The organism is Devosia sp. MC1541 (assembly GCF_012847305.1).
Taxonomy (GTDB): Bacteria; Pseudomonadota; Alphaproteobacteria; order Rhizobiales; family Devosiaceae; genus Devosia.
This window is the reverse complement of record NZ_JABBDZ010000001.1, coordinates 273,197-289,504: the sequence shown is the minus strand read 5'-3', so window position 1 is coordinate 289,504 and position 16,308 is coordinate 273,197. Positions and strand designations below refer to the sequence as shown.

15 protein-coding genes are annotated in these 16,308 nt (G+C 57.4%); 10 read left to right on the top strand and 5 right to left on the bottom strand.

Annotation, left to right across the window (positions count from 1 at the left end; genetic code table 11):
* Positions 1 to 7 precede the first annotated feature (7 nt).
* The gene (locus HKD40_RS01325) at positions 8 to 184 is read left to right on the top strand and encodes a DUF4169 family protein (RefSeq protein WP_169193915.1); all 177 of its coding nucleotides are present in this window, start codon (positions 8 to 10) and stop codon (positions 182 to 184) included.
* Between the two features lie 154 nt (positions 185 to 338).
* Positions 339 to 1,628, top strand: coding sequence for an MFS transporter (locus HKD40_RS01320; RefSeq protein WP_182395687.1), 1,290 nt, complete (start codon positions 339 to 341; stop codon positions 1,626 to 1,628).
* A 36-nt stretch (positions 1,629 to 1,664) separates the two neighbouring features.
* Here the strand turns inward: HKD40_RS01320 and HKD40_RS01315 are convergent, their stop codons facing one another.
* The gene (locus HKD40_RS01315; protein ID WP_169193914.1) at positions 1,665 to 2,381 is read right to left on the bottom strand and encodes a hypothetical protein; all 717 of its coding nucleotides are present in this window, start codon (positions 2,379 to 2,381) and stop codon (positions 1,665 to 1,667) included.
* A 166-nt stretch (positions 2,382 to 2,547) separates the two neighbouring features.
* On the bottom strand, positions 2,548 to 2,979 hold the full coding sequence (locus HKD40_RS01310) for a VOC family protein (protein WP_248305852.1): 432 nt from the start codon (positions 2,977 to 2,979) through the stop codon (positions 2,548 to 2,550).
* A 179-nt stretch (positions 2,980 to 3,158) separates the two neighbouring features.
* On the opposite strand from HKD40_RS01310, the gene eno reads away from it, so the two are divergent.
* Positions 3,159 to 4,436, top strand: a complete 1,278-nt coding sequence (gene eno / locus HKD40_RS01305) for a phosphopyruvate hydratase (RefSeq protein WP_169193912.1) — start codon at positions 3,159 to 3,161, stop codon at positions 4,434 to 4,436.
* Between the two features lie 108 nt (positions 4,437 to 4,544).
* Positions 4,545 to 5,435 (top strand): aquaporin Z, encoded by an 891-nt coding sequence (aqpZ, locus tag HKD40_RS01300; RefSeq protein WP_282567869.1) that lies wholly within the window; start codon positions 4,545 to 4,547, stop codon positions 5,433 to 5,435.
* Here aqpZ and HKD40_RS01295 read toward each other — a convergent pair.
* The 3 genes from HKD40_RS01295 to metH all read right to left on the bottom strand — a co-directional run bounded on the left by HKD40_RS01295 (position 5,421) and on the right by metH (position 9,805).
* Positions 5,421 to 5,576 carry a hypothetical protein gene (locus HKD40_RS01295; RefSeq protein ID WP_169193910.1) on the bottom strand — a complete coding sequence of 52 codons (156 nt, stop codon included), beginning with the start codon at positions 5,574 to 5,576 and terminating at the stop codon, positions 5,421 to 5,423. The two genes, aqpZ and HKD40_RS01295, sit on opposite strands and share 15 nt — an antisense overlap.
* Positions 5,577 to 5,599: 23 nt before the next feature.
* Positions 5,600 to 5,950, bottom strand: coding sequence for a hypothetical protein (locus HKD40_RS01290; RefSeq protein WP_169193909.1), 351 nt, complete (start codon positions 5,948 to 5,950; stop codon positions 5,600 to 5,602).
* A 111-nt stretch (positions 5,951 to 6,061) separates the two neighbouring features.
* Complete coding sequence (metH, locus tag HKD40_RS01285) at positions 6,062 to 9,805, bottom strand: methionine synthase (RefSeq protein WP_169193908.1); 3,744 nt, start codon at positions 9,803 to 9,805, stop codon at positions 6,062 to 6,064.
* Between the two features lie 335 nt (positions 9,806 to 10,140).
* Between metH and HKD40_RS01280 the strand changes: the two genes are divergently transcribed.
* From HKD40_RS01280 to HKD40_RS01255, 6 genes are read left to right on the top strand one after another with little or no spacing between them, the layout of a single operon-like run.
* On the top strand, positions 10,141 to 11,061 hold the full coding sequence (locus tag HKD40_RS01280) for a septal ring lytic transglycosylase RlpA family protein (RefSeq protein WP_169194176.1): 921 nt from the start codon (positions 10,141 to 10,143) through the stop codon (positions 11,059 to 11,061).
* A gap of 57 nt (positions 11,062 to 11,118) precedes the next feature.
* Positions 11,119 to 12,255, top strand: coding sequence for a D-alanyl-D-alanine carboxypeptidase family protein (locus HKD40_RS01275; protein ID WP_349236777.1), 1,137 nt, complete (start codon positions 11,119 to 11,121; stop codon positions 12,253 to 12,255).
* Between the two features lie 18 nt (positions 12,256 to 12,273).
* Positions 12,274 to 12,960 (top strand): dTMP kinase, encoded by a 687-nt coding sequence (gene tmk / locus HKD40_RS01270; protein ID WP_169193907.1) that lies wholly within the window; start codon positions 12,274 to 12,276, stop codon positions 12,958 to 12,960.
* Positions 12,957 to 13,982: an AAA family ATPase gene (locus HKD40_RS01265; RefSeq protein ID WP_169193906.1), complete on the top strand. Its 1,026-nt coding sequence runs from the start codon at positions 12,957 to 12,959 to the stop codon at positions 13,980 to 13,982. The genes tmk and HKD40_RS01265 overlap by 4 nt, the downstream gene beginning before the upstream one ends.
* Positions 13,979 to 15,526, top strand: a complete 1,548-nt coding sequence (metG, locus tag HKD40_RS01260) for a methionine--tRNA ligase (protein ID WP_169193905.1) — start codon at positions 13,979 to 13,981, stop codon at positions 15,524 to 15,526. Before HKD40_RS01265 ends, metG begins: the two co-directional genes overlap by 4 nt.
* On the top strand, positions 15,526 to 16,305 hold the full coding sequence (locus HKD40_RS01255; protein ID WP_169193904.1) for a TatD family hydrolase: 780 nt from the start codon (positions 15,526 to 15,528) through the stop codon (positions 16,303 to 16,305). The genes metG and HKD40_RS01255 overlap by 1 nt, the downstream gene beginning before the upstream one ends.
* The last annotated feature ends 3 nt before the right edge of the window (positions 16,306 to 16,308 follow it).

The window sequence follows — 16,308 nt, the reverse complement described above, 5'->3', positions numbered from 1 at the left end:
ACTTTCCATGGCTGAGATTCTATCGCTCTCAAAGGCGCGCAAGGCTAAGGCGAAAGTCGAAAAAGAGACGACCGCCGAGGCGAACCGCTTAAAATTTGGGCGCACCAAGGCCGAGCGCGAGTTGGAAGAGGCAAAGAAATTGCTATCTGACAGACAGATAGACGCGCACAAACGTGACGAATGAACTTTGCTAAATCGTTGAACTAAAAGTGTAAAACTGTCGCAGTTGCTCTGGGGCGTACTCTGCGGTACTCCGGCCGTAACCGAGGGTTCGGGCGCGCTTATCGGGGGAAGGTGCTTTCGACCTCGTTCCGTTTCGATAGCAATCTGGATTTCAGATGACCTCCGTTAGTGCCTCGCCGAATGCAGCGCCGCAGAAGAACTCGCCCACGCGCGTTCTTGCAGCCAGCATGATCGGCACCACGATCGAATTTTTCGACTTCTACATCTACGCAACAGCTGCGGTTATCGTTTTCCCGCATCTGTTCTTCCCAGCAGGGGACGACACCACTGCGCTTCTGAGCTCGCTGGCGACCTTCGCGATTGCGTTCATTGCGCGTCCTGTGGGCGCTGCGTTCTTCGGCCACTATGGTGACCGTATCGGCCGTAAGGCAACGCTGGTTGCGGCGCTGCTGCTGATGGGCATTTCCACTGTCGTTATCGGCCTGCTGCCGACCTATGATCAGGTGGGTGTATGGGCCGCGCTGTTCCTTGCTCTGTGCCGTCTGGGTCAGGGTCTGGGTCTTGGCGGTGAATGGGGCGGCGCTGTTCTGCTCGCCACCGAAAACGCTCCGGAAGACAAGAAGGCCTGGTACGGCATGTTCCCACAGTTGGGCGCGCCGGTTGGCTTCTTCCTCGCGACGATGATCTTCATCGTTCTCGATAAGGTTCTGGGCAACGACGCCTTCATGGACTGGGGCTGGCGCGTGCCGTTCCTGCTCTCGTCGGTTCTCGTTATCGTTGGTCTGATGATCCGTCTCAAGATCACCGAAACGCCAGAATTCGCGAAGGCGATCGAAAAGGCTGAACGCGTTGAAGTGCCGTTCTTCGACGTCTTCAAGAAGCATAAGATGAGCCTTGTGCTCGGCACTATGGCAGCGCTGGCGACCTTCGTGCTGTTCTACATCATGACCGTGTTCTCGCTGAGCTACGGTACTGCGAACCTCGGCTATGCCCGCGAAGACTTCCTGCTCCTGCAGATGGTCGGCGTGGTGTTCTTTGGCCTGTTCATTCCGGTTTCGGCCGTGCTTGCTGACAAGTTCGGCATGCGCAAGGTGATGATCGGCGTTGCAATTGGTATTGCAGTCTTCGGTCTGGTTCTCGCGCCAATGTTCGGCTCGGGCAATGTCTGGGGCGTACTTGCATTCCTCTGCGTAGGCTTTGCGCTTATGGGCATGACCTACGGTCCGCTCGGCACCGCACTGGCAGCACCGTTCCCAACTTCGGTTCGCTACACCGGCGCATCGCTGACCTTCAACCTTGGTGGCATCTTTGGTGCGTCCTTCGCGCCTTACATCGCGACGCACCTGGCCAATACCTATGGCCTGCACACGGTTGGTTACTACATGATCATCGCAGCGGTGATCACCTTGGTCGCGTTCGGCTTTATCCGCCAGACGTCCGACTAGGCCTAAGCCAAGCTGACCTTTGCGAGCGGCCTGTCCTTAACTGGGTAGGCCGCTTTCTGTTTGGACCTTTAGTGCCCGCGTGGAGCCGAGCACGTATTTGAGATAGGCCATGTTCTGCTCTGCGGTACTGGAAACCACGTGCCCCCCGTTTTTGAGAGGGAGTACGGGGGAACCGGCAATCACTTCTGACCCATCCGCTGCGGTAAGCTTTGTTCCTGCCGCCGCCAATTCGGGATTGTCGGAGAGGTCGAATCCAACAAAGTGCGCCAAAACATGGATGCGCATCTTGCCGTGACTCCCATAGACATCGACGTGATGATGTCGGCTCGTGCCGTAATGGGAGGGCGAGGTGTGCTCCCAAGCGATTTGATGGGCATGGCTCAGCGCACCATAAGGCATGGCCTCGGCGGCGGTGAAATGATCTTCGCCCTCATGCATGCCACTGCCTTCGGCAGCCAGCGCCCGATCATGGGCAGCATTTGCCTGAATCCGGTTATAGGTCGCGGCATCGTCAAGCCAGCGCGTCATCCGCGTGCAGGTGATCCGGAATTGGACGAGCCCATAAAGACTATTGGGAAAGGCTTGCGACCATTCAGAATTGGTGACAAGCCACTCAACCAAATAGCGCGACTTGTCCGGCCCCAAAACCTGCGGCTCAACCTTTGCTGTCGCCTCGGTCAGAATACTTAGGCCACAACCAGGAAGGTCCAGAGTGGTGCCCGGCATGCTGAACGCAGACGCGGCCAAGTTCACGGGCTCAGCATGTCCCCAGCTGGTCCCATACATGAATAGACAAAGCGCTGCCGTTGAAACTCGCAAGTCGCGACTCCAGCTTGATGTAGCTATTAACTTAGGGCGAAAATCTTTCGCGATTATGCGCTCTCATGGTGCGTTTTTATCTTTCCAGCGGGTAGGATGCCTACCAATCCACCTGACAGACGACCCCAGATGGTCCGAACTGCATCGACTTTTCGGTGTATTGGAAAATCTCGATTTTGACACCGCTCGGGTCCGCCAACCAGCACTGCCATGTGTGGTCTACGCCGAGCTTCTTTGGCGTGACGGCGACGCCATGCCGAGCGGCATTGGCCATGAAGGCATCAATATCGTCGGTCTCGAAACAGATGTGGTTGATCTGATTGCGATCCTCGAATGCCGAATCGCCGCGCAGAAAGACTTCAACGAAGGTGCGATTGCCGAAATCGAGGTAAAACCCGATGCGCTCTTCACCACGCTTGAAGTCAAACTTGGGGCTTACACCAAGAATGTCTCGATAGAATGCCTCTACGGCGCGCAAATCCCGAGCAAATACGCAGGTATGGGCGACCTGTTTTACGAGTGGCTTAGTCAAAACTGTTTCCTCCGCGCCGTTCATCCTCCACAGCACTGTGACATGTTAGTATGCTCTTTGCGGTTATGACAACGTTTCAATCCGGCAGATTTGGCTTTTTTCGTCTGTCCCCCTTCCTTCTGTCACACACTGGGTCTAGAGAGGCACACATCACCAGCGCAACTTCTGGAAGGGCACTCATGGCATCGATTATCCACGTCAATGGCCGTCAAATCTTTGACAGCCGCGGCAATCCCACTGTTGAAGTCGATGTGGTTCTGGACGACGGCAGTTTCGGCCGCGCCGCAGTGCCATCAGGCGCTTCTACCGGTGCCCATGAAGCCGTAGAACTGCGCGACGGCGGCAAGCTCTTTTCCGGCAAGGGCGTGACCCAGGCCGTTGAAAACGTGAACTCCGCGCTGTCCGAAGAAATCCTCGGCATGGACGCTTTCGATCAGCTGGCAATCGACCAGGCAATGATCGATCTCGACGGCACCCACAACAAGGGCCGTCTTGGCGCTAACGCCATTCTGGGCGTGTCGCTCGCTGTTGCGAAGGCCGCTGCTGAATCGGCTACCCAGCCACTCTACCGTTACATCGGTGGGCCAAACGCCCATGTTCTGCCTGTGCCGATGATGAACATCATCAATGGCGGCGAGCACGCTGACAATCCAATCGACATGCAGGAATTCATGATCCTGCCAGCTGGCGCAGATTCCATCGCCGACGCTGTCCGTATCGGTTCGGAAATCTTCCACACCCTCAAGAAGGGTCTGTCGGCTGAAGGCCACAACACCAACGTGGGTGACGAAGGCGGTTTCGCACCAAACCTTGGTTCGGCTGACGAAGCGCTCGGCTTCATCATGCGCTCGATCGAAAAGGCAGGCTATCGTCCAGGCGAAGACGTCTTCATCGGTCTCGATTGCGCGTCGACCGAATATTTCAAGAACGGCAAGTACGAGATGGTCGGCGAGGGCAAGTCGCTGTCGTCCGACGACAACGTACGTTTCCTCGAAGACCTCGTGAACCGCTTCCCAATCATCACCATCGAAGACGGCATGGCCGAAGACGATTGGGATGGCTGGAAGGCGCTGACCGATGCAATCGGCAAGAAGGTTCAGCTGGTCGGCGACGATCTGTTCGTGACCAACACCGAACGCCTCGTATCGGGCATCAAGATGGGCGTCGCGAACTCGATCCTGGTCAAGGTGAACCAGATCGGTTCGCTGTCCGAAACGCTGAACGCGGTCGATACCGCTCACCGCGCAGGCTACACCTCGGTCATGTCGCACCGCTCGGGTGAAACCGAAGACGCGACCATCGCTGACCTCGCAGTTGCGCTCAACTGCGGTCAGATCAAGACCGGCTCGCTCTCGCGTTCGGACCGTCTGGCGAAGTACAACCAGCTCATCCGTATCGAAGAAGAACTCGGCACGGCAGCGAAGTATGCTGGCTACTCGGTGGTCAAGGGCCGCTAAGCGCTCTTATCGAGTTTTGTAGAATTGAGGCTGGGCAGAAATGCCCGGCTTTTTTTGTTTTGGGTGGTGGAGCGGTCTCAAGGTGCCGCTCGTGAGCGCTTGCGCTCCATGCTGTCTTCTGGGTGGGGCAGAGGGCGTGAAAGGGGGAGGAACACCGCTGCGGATTTCGATCCTGAAGTCGCGCGATGTAAAACTCCGGCCCATCAGAGAATAGCGCTGCGCAAATTAGATCGTGTTTTATTTGTTTTGCTGATTTCGGAAATTTTAGACAGCATATCCAAAGCAGAATCACCTTCTTGGAGTGAGAAGGCCATGATTAAGCGTCTTTCAGCTGAAGCATTCGGAACGTTTTGGCTTGTCTTTGGAGGGTGTGGCTCAGCTGTTCTTGCGGCGGGCATTCCGGAACTTGGAATTGGCTATGCAGGTGTCTCGCTGGCCTTCGATTTAACTGTGCTGACAATGGCTTACGCGGTCGGGCACATCTCCGGCGGGCATTTCAATCCTGCTGTTTCTCTCGGGCTCGCTGTCGCTGGTCGGTTCGATTACAAGGACCTCGTGCCTTATTGGGTCGCTCAGATCATCGGCGGTGCGCTCGGGGCACTGGTGCTCTTCGTCATTGCGTCGGGCGTGACTGGTTTTGTCGCTGGCGGCTTTGCTTCGAACGGCTATGACACGCTTTCTCCGCATGGCTATGGGTTGGTGTCCGTTATCGTAGCTGAAGTGGTGCTGACGGCGTTTTTCCTGATTATCATTTTGGGATCGACGCATAAGAATGCCGCGGCTGGTTTCGCGCCAATCGCTATCGGTTTGGGGCTGACCCTGATCCACTTGATCTCGATCCCGGTGAGCAACACTTCGGTCAATCCAGCACGCTCCATCGCGGCCGCCTTGTTTGCGGACAATGGGGCTTTGGGCCAAGTCTGGGTGTTTATCCTCGCCCCACTTGCAGGCGCCGCTATTGGCGGGATCATTTGGAAAGCACTGCTAGAGCGCGACTGAGGTCGTTGCGCTAGGTGCCTTCAGCGTCGTCGTCATCACCGGGCTTGTCCCGGTGATCCTGTTTTGTGCGAGGCCTGTCTGGATTGCTGGGACAGGTCCGGCAACGACGGTGGGGTGGATCGAATAAATGGTCTGAAGCACTATTGGCTCACGCCTATAGATCTTTACCGGCCCGCTACGCCCTGAAGGTAAAAGCGTTTGGCGACAGTGTGGTCGCGAAGGGCTTGGGCAGGCAGCTTGCCCGTTAAGGCGAACATGACCTGCAGGGGCTCAGGGATAGCGCTGGCATCCACGATAACGCGGGTGAAATTGTCAGTACCGTTGTCGCGGTCCAACAGCAGATTGTAGAGCAGGGCACGGACATCTGTCTGAGAGGAACAGGCCACGCAGCTGGCGCCATCGGCGTGACCGTGGCCGGAGTTGCGGGGTAAGCGCAGAAGCCTGTCGCCGGGTGCGAGTTGAGGCAGCGCGTCCGCTTGGGTCACAACCAGAACTGGAATTTGGGGAGCCAACATAGTGCTACCTGAGAGGGGGTTCTGAAGGAGACGTGTGAGGAGGCGAAGGGTTCCGAAGGGTGAAGAAATAAGGCTCCCGACAGCGCCGGGAGCCTGCTCCTATATCCTAAGTTACTTACCCGGAATGTAGTTCAGCACAGGGCCGAGCCAACGTTCCACTTCGGCAACCGCCATGCCCTTGCGTTCCGCATAGTCCAGAACCTGATCGCGTTCGACCTTGGCGACGCCAAAATAATAGGCGTCAGGATGGCTGAAATAGAGACCGGAAACGGACGAGCCTGGCCACATGGCATAGCTCTCAGTGAGTGTAACTCCGACTTGAGCTTCTGCATCTAGTAGATTGAAAAGAGTGGTCTTTTCAGTGTGGTCTGGCTGAGCTGGGTAGCCCGGAGCCGGGCGAATGCCGGCATAGGGTTCGCCAACCAACTCGTCTGGCGCAAACGTCTCGTCCTTGCCAAAGCCCCAGTGCTCCTTACGGACGCGCTCGTGCATATATTCGGCTAGGGCTTCGGCATAACGGTCCGCGAGGGCCTTAACGAGAATGGACGAATAATCGTCATTCGCCTTTTCGAAGCGCTCTGCAATGGCGACTTCTTCAAGGCCTGCGGTGACAACAAAACCACCAAGATAGTCGGGCGTGCCGACGGGAGCGACGAAGTCGGACAGGGCGACATTGGCGCTATCGGTGCGCTTGGACAGCTGCTGGCGCAGGGTGAAGAAGGTATTCAGCTCAGTGGCGCGATCTTCGCCGGTAAAGAGACGGATGTCGTCCTCGACGCGGTTTGCGGGCCAGAAGCCGATGACGGCCTTCAGGTTGAACCATTTTTCGCCAATGATCTGCTTGAGCATTTTCTGAGCGTCAGCCCAGAGCGCACGAGCGGCTTCGCCCTGCTTCTCGTCTTCAAGGATGGCCGGGTAGCGGCCCTTGAGTTCCCAGCTCTGGAAGAACGGGGTCCAATCGATGTAGCGGGCGATTTCGCCCAGGTCGAGATCGGTGATGGTCTTGGTGCCGAGGAAAGTCGGCTTTGGTGGCGTGTAGCCATCAAAGTTGGACTTGAACGCATTGGCGCGGGCAGTGGCCAGCGGCAGGCGCTTTTTGTCCAGTTCAGCACGTTCGTGCGCAGCCGCCGCCTTGGCGTATTCCGCGCGTGTGGTTTCGACGAATGCGGCGTTCTGATCGTCCGAGAGGAGCGCAGAGACAACACCCACAGCGCGGCTGGCGTCGTTGACGTAAACGGCCTGACCACGGTTGTAGCGCGGGTGGATCTTTACCGCCGTGTGAACGCGGCTGGTCGTAGCCCCACCAATCAGCAGCGGGATGTTAAATCCTTCGCGCTCCATTTCGGCGGCGACATGGACCATTTCGTCCAGCGAGGGGGTGATGAGACCCGAAAGGCCAATGATGTCGACGTTCTCGGCCTTGGCCACTTCCAAAATCTTCGCCGACGGGACCATAACGCCGAGGTCGATGATTTCGTAGTTGTTGCAAGCCAGAACCACGCCGACGATGTTTTTGCCGATGTCGTGGACGTCGCCCTTCACGGTTGCCATCAGAACCTTGCCCGCGCTGGAGCGGCCAGTGCCGCCATTGGCAGCCTTTTCCTCTTCCATATAGGGCAGGAGATAGGCAACGGCCTGCTTCATGACGCGGGCGGACTTTACCACCTGCGGCAGGAACATCTTGCCCGAGCCGAAGAGGTCGCCGACGACATTCATGCCGTCCATCAGCGGGCCTTCGATGACGTGCAGCGGGCGGTCATAAGCGAGGCGGGCTTCTTCGGTGTCTGCCTCGATGAATTCGGTGACGCCATTGACCAGCGCATGGGTAATGCGCTGACCGACGGGGAGTTCGCGCCAAGAGAGGTCCTTGGCCTTGCCCGCTGCGCCGCCCTGACCGCGATAGCGTTCCGCCAGCTCGAGCATACGATCCGTGGCATTTGGCGTGCGGTTGAGGATCACGTCCTCGCAGGCATCGCGCAGTTCGACGTCGATGGTTTCGTAAACCGCCAGCTGACCGGCGTTGACGATGCCCATGTCCATGCCGACCTTGATGGCATGGTAGAGGAAGACCGCGTGCATGGCTTCACGCACCGGCTCATTGCCGCGGAACGAGAAGGAGAGGTTGGAAATACCGCCCGAGATGTGAACATGGGGCAGGGTCTCAACAATCTCCTTGGTCGCTTCGATGAAGTCGACGCCGTAATTGTTATGTTCTTCAATACCGGTCGCAACCGCGAACACGTTCGGGTCGAAGATGATGTCTTCTGGCGGGAAGCCGACCTGCTCGGTGAGGATCTTATACGCACGGGTACAGATTTCGACCTTACGCTGCTTGGTATCGGCCTGACCGCTTTCGTCAAAGGCCATCACCACAACCGCAGCGCCATAGGCGCGAACGAGCTTGGCGTGATGAATGAAGGCGTCTTCGCCTTCCTTGAGCGAGATCGAGTTGACCAGCGCCTTGCCCTGAACGCATTTCAGACCAGCTTCGATGACATCCCACTTGGAGCTGTCGATCATCAGCGGAACCTTGGCGATATCGGGTTCGGCGGCGAGCAGGTTGAGGTAGTCAACCATGACCTGCTTACTATCGATCAGGCCCTCGTCCATATTGATGTCGATGACCTGAGCGCCATTCGCGACTTGGTCCCGCGCAACGTCGAGCGCTGTGGTGTAGTCGCCAGCGGTGATCAGTTTTTTGAACTTGGCCGAGCCGGTGACATTGGTGCGCTCGCCAACGTTGACGAAAGGAATGTCCGCGGTGAGCGTGAACGGCTCTAGGCCCGCGAGACGCAGCAGGCGCTCGATCTCGGGAACTTTGCGTGGCTCATACTGCGCGACCATCTGGGCGATGGCGCGGATATGGTCTGGGGTCGAGCCGCAGCAGCCGCCGACGATATTGAGGAGGCCTTCGGAGGCAAAGCTTTGCAACTGACGCGCCATGTCGTCCGGCGTTTCGTCGTAAGCACCCATTTCATTGGGCAGGCCAGCGTTCGGATAGGCGCAGATAAAGGTATCGGCGACCTTGGAGAGTTCGGCGATGTGATCGCGCATCAGATCGGCGCCGAGCGCGCAGTTCAGCCCGATGGTGATCGGGTTGGCGTGGCGGATCGAGTACCAGAAGGCGGTCGGGGTCTGGCCCGAGAGCGTGCGGCCCGAACGATCGGTGATGGTGCCCGAAATCATGATCGGCACATCGATGCCGCGCTCGTCAAAAATCTTGCGAGCAGCGAACAGGCCGGCCTTGGTGTTGAGCGTGTCGGTGATGGTTTCAAAGAGCAGAAGGTCAGCGCCAGCGTCGATCAGGCCGCGCAGGGCTTCTTCATAGGCGATTGCCAGCTCGTCGAAGCTGATGGAGCGGTGACCGGGATTGTTGACGTCGGTCGACATGGAGGAGGTTTTTGTGGTCGGTCCGAGGGCGCCCGCAACATAACGGCGACGACCATCTTCTGCCTCAGCGCGCCGTGCAGCGCGGCGGGCAACGATCACGCCTTGGTAGTTGATGTCGTAGACAGCGCTTTCGCAGGCATAGTCGGCCTGCGCCACAGAGGTGCCAGAAAACGTGTTGGTTTCAACGATATCCGCACCCGCCATATAATAGTTGTAGTGGATGTCCTCGATCATTTTCGGTTCGGTGATGACGAGGAGGTCGTTATTGCCCTTGAGTGGGTGCGACCAATCCTTGAAGCGCTCGCCGCGGAAGTTTTCCTCCGTCAGGCCGAGACGCTGGATCATCGTCCCCATAGCGCCGTCGAGAACGAGGATACGCTCCTCCATAGCCTTTGAAAGTGCGGAGCGCACTTCGTTCCAATCCTGGGAAACTGGGCTTGAGATGTTCAGCTCGGAGGGGCTCATCTACCGTCCTCTATACACTTAGGAAGTCTGTGCCGCGTACCGGCTCGTACGCATATAAAGATATCTTTATATCTGAGCAAGCTTGATGCTCGCTTTGCCCATAATTGTGTTCATGCGCCGCAGGCGGATTGGTGGTGCGAGCGGGGGTTGGTGAGATTAGGGGTTTATAAACCATCAAAACTGTCTTCAATTTTATGCATCGGCGCAGGCGTGTAGGTTAACGCGCGATAGGCTCCATTTAAAAAGAAGCGCGAACAGTGACGAAACATTACCGCAAATACGCACGGTTTTTGGTTCTAACCTCTCTGCTCGTCCCGGCTATTGCCGCATGCAACATGGGGAATCTCGGGCCGACAGTGAAGCGTGGTGCCTTCACTTCGGCCAAGTACGGCGTCACCTCCTCGCCGCGCGTAACGACGAATCCTCATCCTCCGCGTGGTGGTGGTCGCTATCAGGTCGGAAAGCCCTATACGGTTGCGGGCAGGACTTATGTTCCGCAACACGATCCGGCCTATGTTGCTGCTGGTACTGGCTCTTGGTATGGCGCTGATTTCCATGGTCGCAAAACTGCGAACGGCGAAATCTTCTCCGCCAATGCTATCACGGCAGCGCATCCTACTCTGCCTTTGCCCTCCTATGTTCGTGTGACGAATAAGGACAACGGTCGCTCGCTCGTGGTGCGCGTCAACGATCGTGGTCCTTATGTTGCTGGTCGCGTGATCGACCTTAGCTATCGCTCGGCGGCCATGCTTGGCTATGTCGAGAATGGCTCTGCCAATGTCGAGATCGCTTATGTTGGCGAAGCGCCGCTCAATGGCGATGATACGCGCCAATTGATGGCGAGCTATAATGGTCCGCAGGAATTCGGGAAGCACACGCAAGTGGCGACCGGCAATTTCGGTGTGACGAACAATATTTTCGGCATGTTCGGCGGTCTGTTCGCTTATGCCGAGGCTGGTGCTGTTCCGGATAGTTCGGCGCAGGCTGCCACAAATGCAATGGCAGCAGGCGGGCTCGACCTCGCGGCCTTCGCAACGCCAGGCGCTGTGCCAGTCAATGTGGATCTCGGCGTTTTCTATGACGATGCGAGTGTGCAGTCTGTTTCCGAGCGCTTCGCTGTGCTTGGTGCTGTTACAGAAAGCGCTTTGCCGTTGAGCTCTGGTTCGGCGTTAAAACTGACGCTGACCAATTTAAAACCGGGCGTGACCGAAGAAGACGTTCGTAACCTCGCTGCCGAGGTTGGAATAGTGCTCTGACTTTGATTTAAATGCGAGCAACGGATTAATTTCCATCACGGAGGGGCGGACGTGAGAGTGTTGTTTGCTACGATCGCTATGCTGGGCCTGATTTCTCAGGCGAACGCTCAGGTGGCGTTTGATAGTAAGGCGAAGTTCGCCATTTTGACCGACCATGAATCTGGCACGGTCCTCTACCAGAAAAGCGCAGATGACCGCCTAGAGCCAGCGAGCATGACCAAGCTCATGACGCTGGCAGTGGTGTTCACTGAGGTTCGGGCAGGGCGTTTGTCCCTGGACGACGAGTTCTGGGTTTCCGAAAATGCTTGGCGTACGGGCGGGGCTGCCTCTGGTGGCTCCACCATGTTCGCCGTTTTGAACTCGCAAATTCGCGTCGAAGATTTGGTGCGTTCGGTCATTATTCAATCGGGTAATGATGCGGCAATTGTTCTGGCGGAAGGCATCGCCGGCTCCGAAGGCAGCTTTGCGGCGATGATGAACGAGTTGAGCGGCCAGATTGGTTTGTCCGGCTCGCATTTTGTGAACTCGACCGGCTTGCCTGATCCTGATGAGTATTCCACGGCGCGCGATCTTGCGGTGCTAGGGAGCTATCTCATCCGCGAGTTCCCCGAGTTTTATCACTACTTCTCTGAGCCGGAGATGGAGTGGAACAAGATCAAGCAGCCTAACCGAAACTCGCTCGTGGAAATGGGTATCGGCGTCGATGGTCTGAAGACTGGACATACGCAAGCGTCTGGCTACGGCTCTGTGACGTCGACCAACCAAGGCGATCGTCGCCTCGTGGCCGTGGTTCACGGTCTGGAGTCGATGCGCGAGCGCACCGAAGAAGCGCGTAAGCTGCTGACCTGGGGCGCGCGCGCCTTTGAAAAGGTTACGCCTTATGCGGCGGGGCAGATTGTTGGCACCGCAGATGTGTATGGTGGCGAAGTCGCCAGTGTCGGCCTTGTCGGTAACGGCGAAGTTGCGCTTTACCTGCCGCGTGGGACGAAGCAGTGCCTCGCTGCAACCATCAATTATACCGCGCCGCTCATGCCGCCCGTGGAGCAAGGACAGAAACTTGCCGAACTGCGTGTGTTCTGCGACGATCAGCTCATTCAATCGACGCCGCTTTATGCTGCTGAATCAGTAGCGCAGGGTGATATTGTTCGTCGCGCAACCGATGCGCTCAAACAGCTCGCCCTTGGCTGGCTCTGACCGGAATGACACGAGACCATGCTAAAAGCGCCAAATCGAGGCACAGCACGATTTATCACCTTTGAAGGTGGAGAGGGCGTAGGAAAGTCTACGCAGGTCAAGCGCTTGCTGCAGAATTTGGCGCGCAATGACATTGAGGCGGTGCGCACACGCGAGCCCGGTGGCACGCCAAAGGCCGAAGCAATCCGCGCTTTCATTCTCCAGGGAAAGTCCGAGAGCTGGGGGCCGGGGGCAGAAGCGATTTTGTTCGCGGCAGCGCGCTATGACCACGTCCACCAACTTATCGCGCCCAATCTCGAGCGCGGCACCTGGGTGATTTCCGACCGTTTCTGTGACTCAACCCGCGCCTATCAGGGGCTGACGGGTGGTGTTGAAGACGGGCTTATTGATGCGCTGGAAAATCTCGCGCTCGATGGTCATACGCCGGATTTGACTCTTGTTCTCGACATGGACCCCAAACTGGCTTTCCAGCGCGTCGAACAGCGTGCCGTCGAGGATGGTTTGCAGCTCACAGGGGATCGCTTTGAGAAGGAAGATCTCGACTGGCACGAACGTCTGCGGGACAATTTCCTCGATATAGCGTCGCGCAATGCCGACCGTTGTGTCGTGCTGTCGGCGCATCAGAGCGAAGAGGCTCTCGAAATGGCCATTTGGTCCGTCGTGACGCAGCGTTTCCCCGAACTTCAGGGTAGGCCGCAGGCGTGATTGATCCAAACGCAATCGAAGATCTCCCGCTGCCAGAACAGCGGCAGCTTGCCGTTGGTCATGACAAAGCGCGACAAGCAATTTTGGCGCAATTGGCCGATCACCGCCTACCAGGCGCGATCATGCTTCACGGGCCCGAGGGGATTGGCAAAGCAACGCTCGCTTTCGAGTTGGCAGCGGCGATATTCACCGCCACTGGCGATGAAAGCGCCGAGCGCGTACGCGAGCAGATCGCGGCTGGCTCGCATCCGAACCTGAGCGTGCTGCGTCGGCGGATGAAGGACGCTAAAGGGTTTTATACGGTGATCCGCGTCGAAGACGTGCGTGAGCTGCGCGAAACCTTGCAGCAGACGCGCGGCCGGTCGGGGCATCGCATCGCCGTTCTCGACTCGATCGACGACTGCAATCCATCCGCTGCCAATGCTCTGCTGAAGACACTCGAAGAGCCGCCAGCAGACACGACCTTCTTCCTGATTTCCCATCGCCCAGGTGGCCTGCTGCCGACGATCAAATCGCGCTGCCACAATATCGCTCTCCGTCCGCTGAGTGATCAGCTTGTGGCAGATGTGGTGATGAACAATCATCCTGAGCTTGATGCTTCAACCCTAGACCGCGCCGTGCAATTGGCAGGCGGTCGCCCGCGTCGGGCGTTTGAAACACTGGCTCTCGCTGAAACTTCCCCCGTTGGGGCGCTGATCACATGGCTGCAGAACCCGGCGGCCATGCCAACAGAAGCGCACCTAAAACTCGGTGATGCGCTTGGGAGCGATCCCAATGGCCCCGATATGTCCTTTGCGCGCGAGATCCTGAGTGATTGGCTGGCATCAGAAATGCGCGATGCGGCAATGCAGGGCCCAGATCGTAGGCGACTTGCCTCCGCAACTGAGCTATGGGAGAAGGCAAACGCGCTTCTGTCCGAGGCCGATAGTGTCAATCTTGATTTCAAGCAGACACTGGTCGTGATCTTCGATTGGATCCGGAAGCATAGCGCCCTGTCCGCAAATTCCGCTGAGCAAGAATGACCAAGCCCTTTTACGTCACGACCGCGATTTCCTATCCCAATGGCGCCCCACACATCGGGCATGCCTATGAAATGATCGCGACTGACGCCATCGCGCGTTGGAAGCGTCTGGAAGGACGCGATGTCTATTTCCTGACCGGCACGGACGAGCACGGCATCAAGATGGTGCAGACCGCTGCCGCCAAGGGTGTTTCTGTTCGCGAACTGGCGGATGAGAACTCGGCGCAGTTCCAGAAGCTGGCAGGAATGCTCAACCTCTCTAACGACGATTTCATCCGCACCACCGAAGAACGTCACCATAAGAGCGCGCAGGCCATCTGGAAGCAGATGGAAGCGAGCCACAATGGCGATATCTTCCAGTCCACCTATAAGGGCTGGTATTCGGTTCGCGACGAAGCTTATTTCGACGAAGCCGAGCTGACCGAAAAGGACGGCAAGCGCTTTGCCCCATCGGGTGCGGAAGTGGAATGGGTCGAAGAACCAACCTATTTCTTCCGTCTCTCGGCTTATCAGGATCGCCTCCTCAAGCTCTATGAAGAGAACCCAGATTTCATCGCGCCGAAGGAACGTCGCAATGAAATCATCTCCTTCGTAAAGGGTGGGTTACAGGACCTTTCTGTTTCGCGCACCACCTTTGATTGGGGCATTCCAGTTCCGGGCGCAGAAGGCCACGTGATGTATGTGTGGGTCGATGCCCTCACCAACTACATCACCGGCGTCGGCTATCCGGACGAACAGAGCGAACTCTTCAAAAAATTCTGGCCAGCTGACCTGCACGTCATCGGCAAGGACATCATTCGCTTCCACACCGTCTACTGGCCAGCTTTCCTGATGAGCGCCGGCCTGCCTGTGCAGCACCGCGTCTTCGCGCACGGCTTCCTGACCGTTGACGGCCAGAAGATGAGCAAGTCGCTCGGCAATGTTATCGATCCGTTCGAACTGGTCGAAACCTTTGGTCCAGACGCTGTTCGCTACTTCTTCTTGCGCGAAGTCTCCTTCGGCAATGACGGCGACTACAGCCACGAAAAGCTGGTCAATCGCGTCAATGCAGATCTCGCCAACAACCTTGGCAACCTTGCCCAGCGTTCGCTGTCGATGATCAACAAGAACTGCGAAGCGAAGGTCCCGGCCTTTGGCGACTACACCGATGCTGACACGGCCATCGAAAATGAAGTCACCGAAGCTCTGGTTGCAGCACAGAAGGCCATGGACGAGCAGTTGGTTCACGAAGCCACTGGCGCTATCATCGCCGCTCTCAGCTCTGCCAATAACTACTTCGCTGGCCAAGAACCTTGGGCTCTGAAGAAGACCGATCCAGTCCGCATGGGCACAGTGCTTTACCGCACGGCAGATACGGTTCGCCGTCTGGCCATCGCCATGCAGGCCTTCGTACCGTCTTCGGCAGCGCGTTTGCTCGACCAGCTGGAAGTTCCAGCCGACGAACGTACGCTCACTCATGCTGCCAAGACCAATGGCCTTATTTCGGGCACCGAACTGCCAGTTCCGCAGGGCGTCTTTGCGCGTGTCGAGAAGCCTGCTGAATAATGCTGATCGATAGTCACTGCCATCTCGACTTTGAGGCGCTGTCCAATGATTTGGACGGCGTTCTCGCCCGAGCCGAAGCCGCTGGCGTCACCGGAATGGTGACGATTTCCACACGTGTGGAAAAGTTTTCAACATACACAGACCTTGCAGAACGATACCAGAACATCTGGTGTTCCGTTGGGACACATCCGCACAACGCCCACGAAGAACTCCATATTCAAACGGAAGATCTCGTACGGCTAAGTGCCCATCCGCGTTGCGTTGCTATCGGCGAAGCCGGTCTCGACTATTTTTACGACAATGCTCCGCGCGAAGCGCAGGCCATCGGATTGCGTCGGCACATTGCAGCAGCTCGGATCACCGGTCTTCCACTGGTTATCCACAGTCGCGCTGCCGATGAGGACATGGCCGCTATCCTGCGCGAAGAGACAGAGCAGGGGGCTTTCCCATTCCTGCTGCATTGCTTCACGGCGGGTAAGGCGTTGGCTGAAACTGCGCTCGAGCTGGGCGGCTATATCTCGTTCTCGGGGATCATCACCTTCAAGAACGGCGAGGAAATCCGCGAGGTCGCCAGAATGGTGCCGGCGGATCGTTACCTCGTCGAAACCGACGCGCCTTATCTCGCGCCGATCCCGCATCGGGGCGAAAGCAATGAGCCAAGCTATGTCCGTCACACCGCGGCCAAGGTCGCCGAAGTGCGTGGCATCAGCCTTGAACAGTGCGGCGTGGAAAGCACGGCGAATTTTGCGCGTCTGTTTTCCAAGACCGGGCTCAAATAACTC

What these genes read in the sequence shown, in the direction of transcription:
- HKD40_RS01255 (WP_169193904.1), top strand. Translation starts at nt 15,526, where the DNA reads ATGCTGATCGATAGTCACTGCCATCTCGACTTTGAGGCGCTGTCCAAT.
- tmk (WP_169193907.1), top strand. Translation starts at nt 12,274, where the DNA reads ATGCTAAAAGCGCCAAATCGAGGCACAGCACGATTTATCACCTTTGAA.
- metH (WP_169193908.1), bottom strand. Translation starts at nt 9,805, where the DNA reads ATGAGCCCCTCCGAGCTGAACATCTCAAGCCCAGTTTCCCAGGATTGG.
- HKD40_RS01290 (WP_169193909.1), bottom strand. Translation starts at nt 5,950, where the DNA reads ATGTTGGCTCCCCAAATTCCAGTTCTGGTTGTGACCCAAGCGGACGCG.
- eno (WP_169193912.1), top strand. Translation starts at nt 3,159, where the DNA reads ATGGCATCGATTATCCACGTCAATGGCCGTCAAATCTTTGACAGCCGC.
- HKD40_RS01325 (WP_169193915.1), top strand. Translation starts at nt 8, where the DNA reads ATGGCTGAGATTCTATCGCTCTCAAAGGCGCGCAAGGCTAAGGCGAAA.
- metG (WP_169193905.1), top strand. Translation starts at nt 13,979, where the DNA reads ATGACCAAGCCCTTTTACGTCACGACCGCGATTTCCTATCCCAATGGC.
- aqpZ (WP_282567869.1), top strand. Translation starts at nt 4,545, where the DNA reads ATGCTGTCTTCTGGGTGGGGCAGAGGGCGTGAAAGGGGGAGGAACACC.
- HKD40_RS01280 (WP_169194176.1), top strand. Translation starts at nt 10,141, where the DNA reads ATGGGGAATCTCGGGCCGACAGTGAAGCGTGGTGCCTTCACTTCGGCC.
- HKD40_RS01320 (WP_182395687.1), top strand. Translation starts at nt 339, where the DNA reads ATGACCTCCGTTAGTGCCTCGCCGAATGCAGCGCCGCAGAAGAACTCG.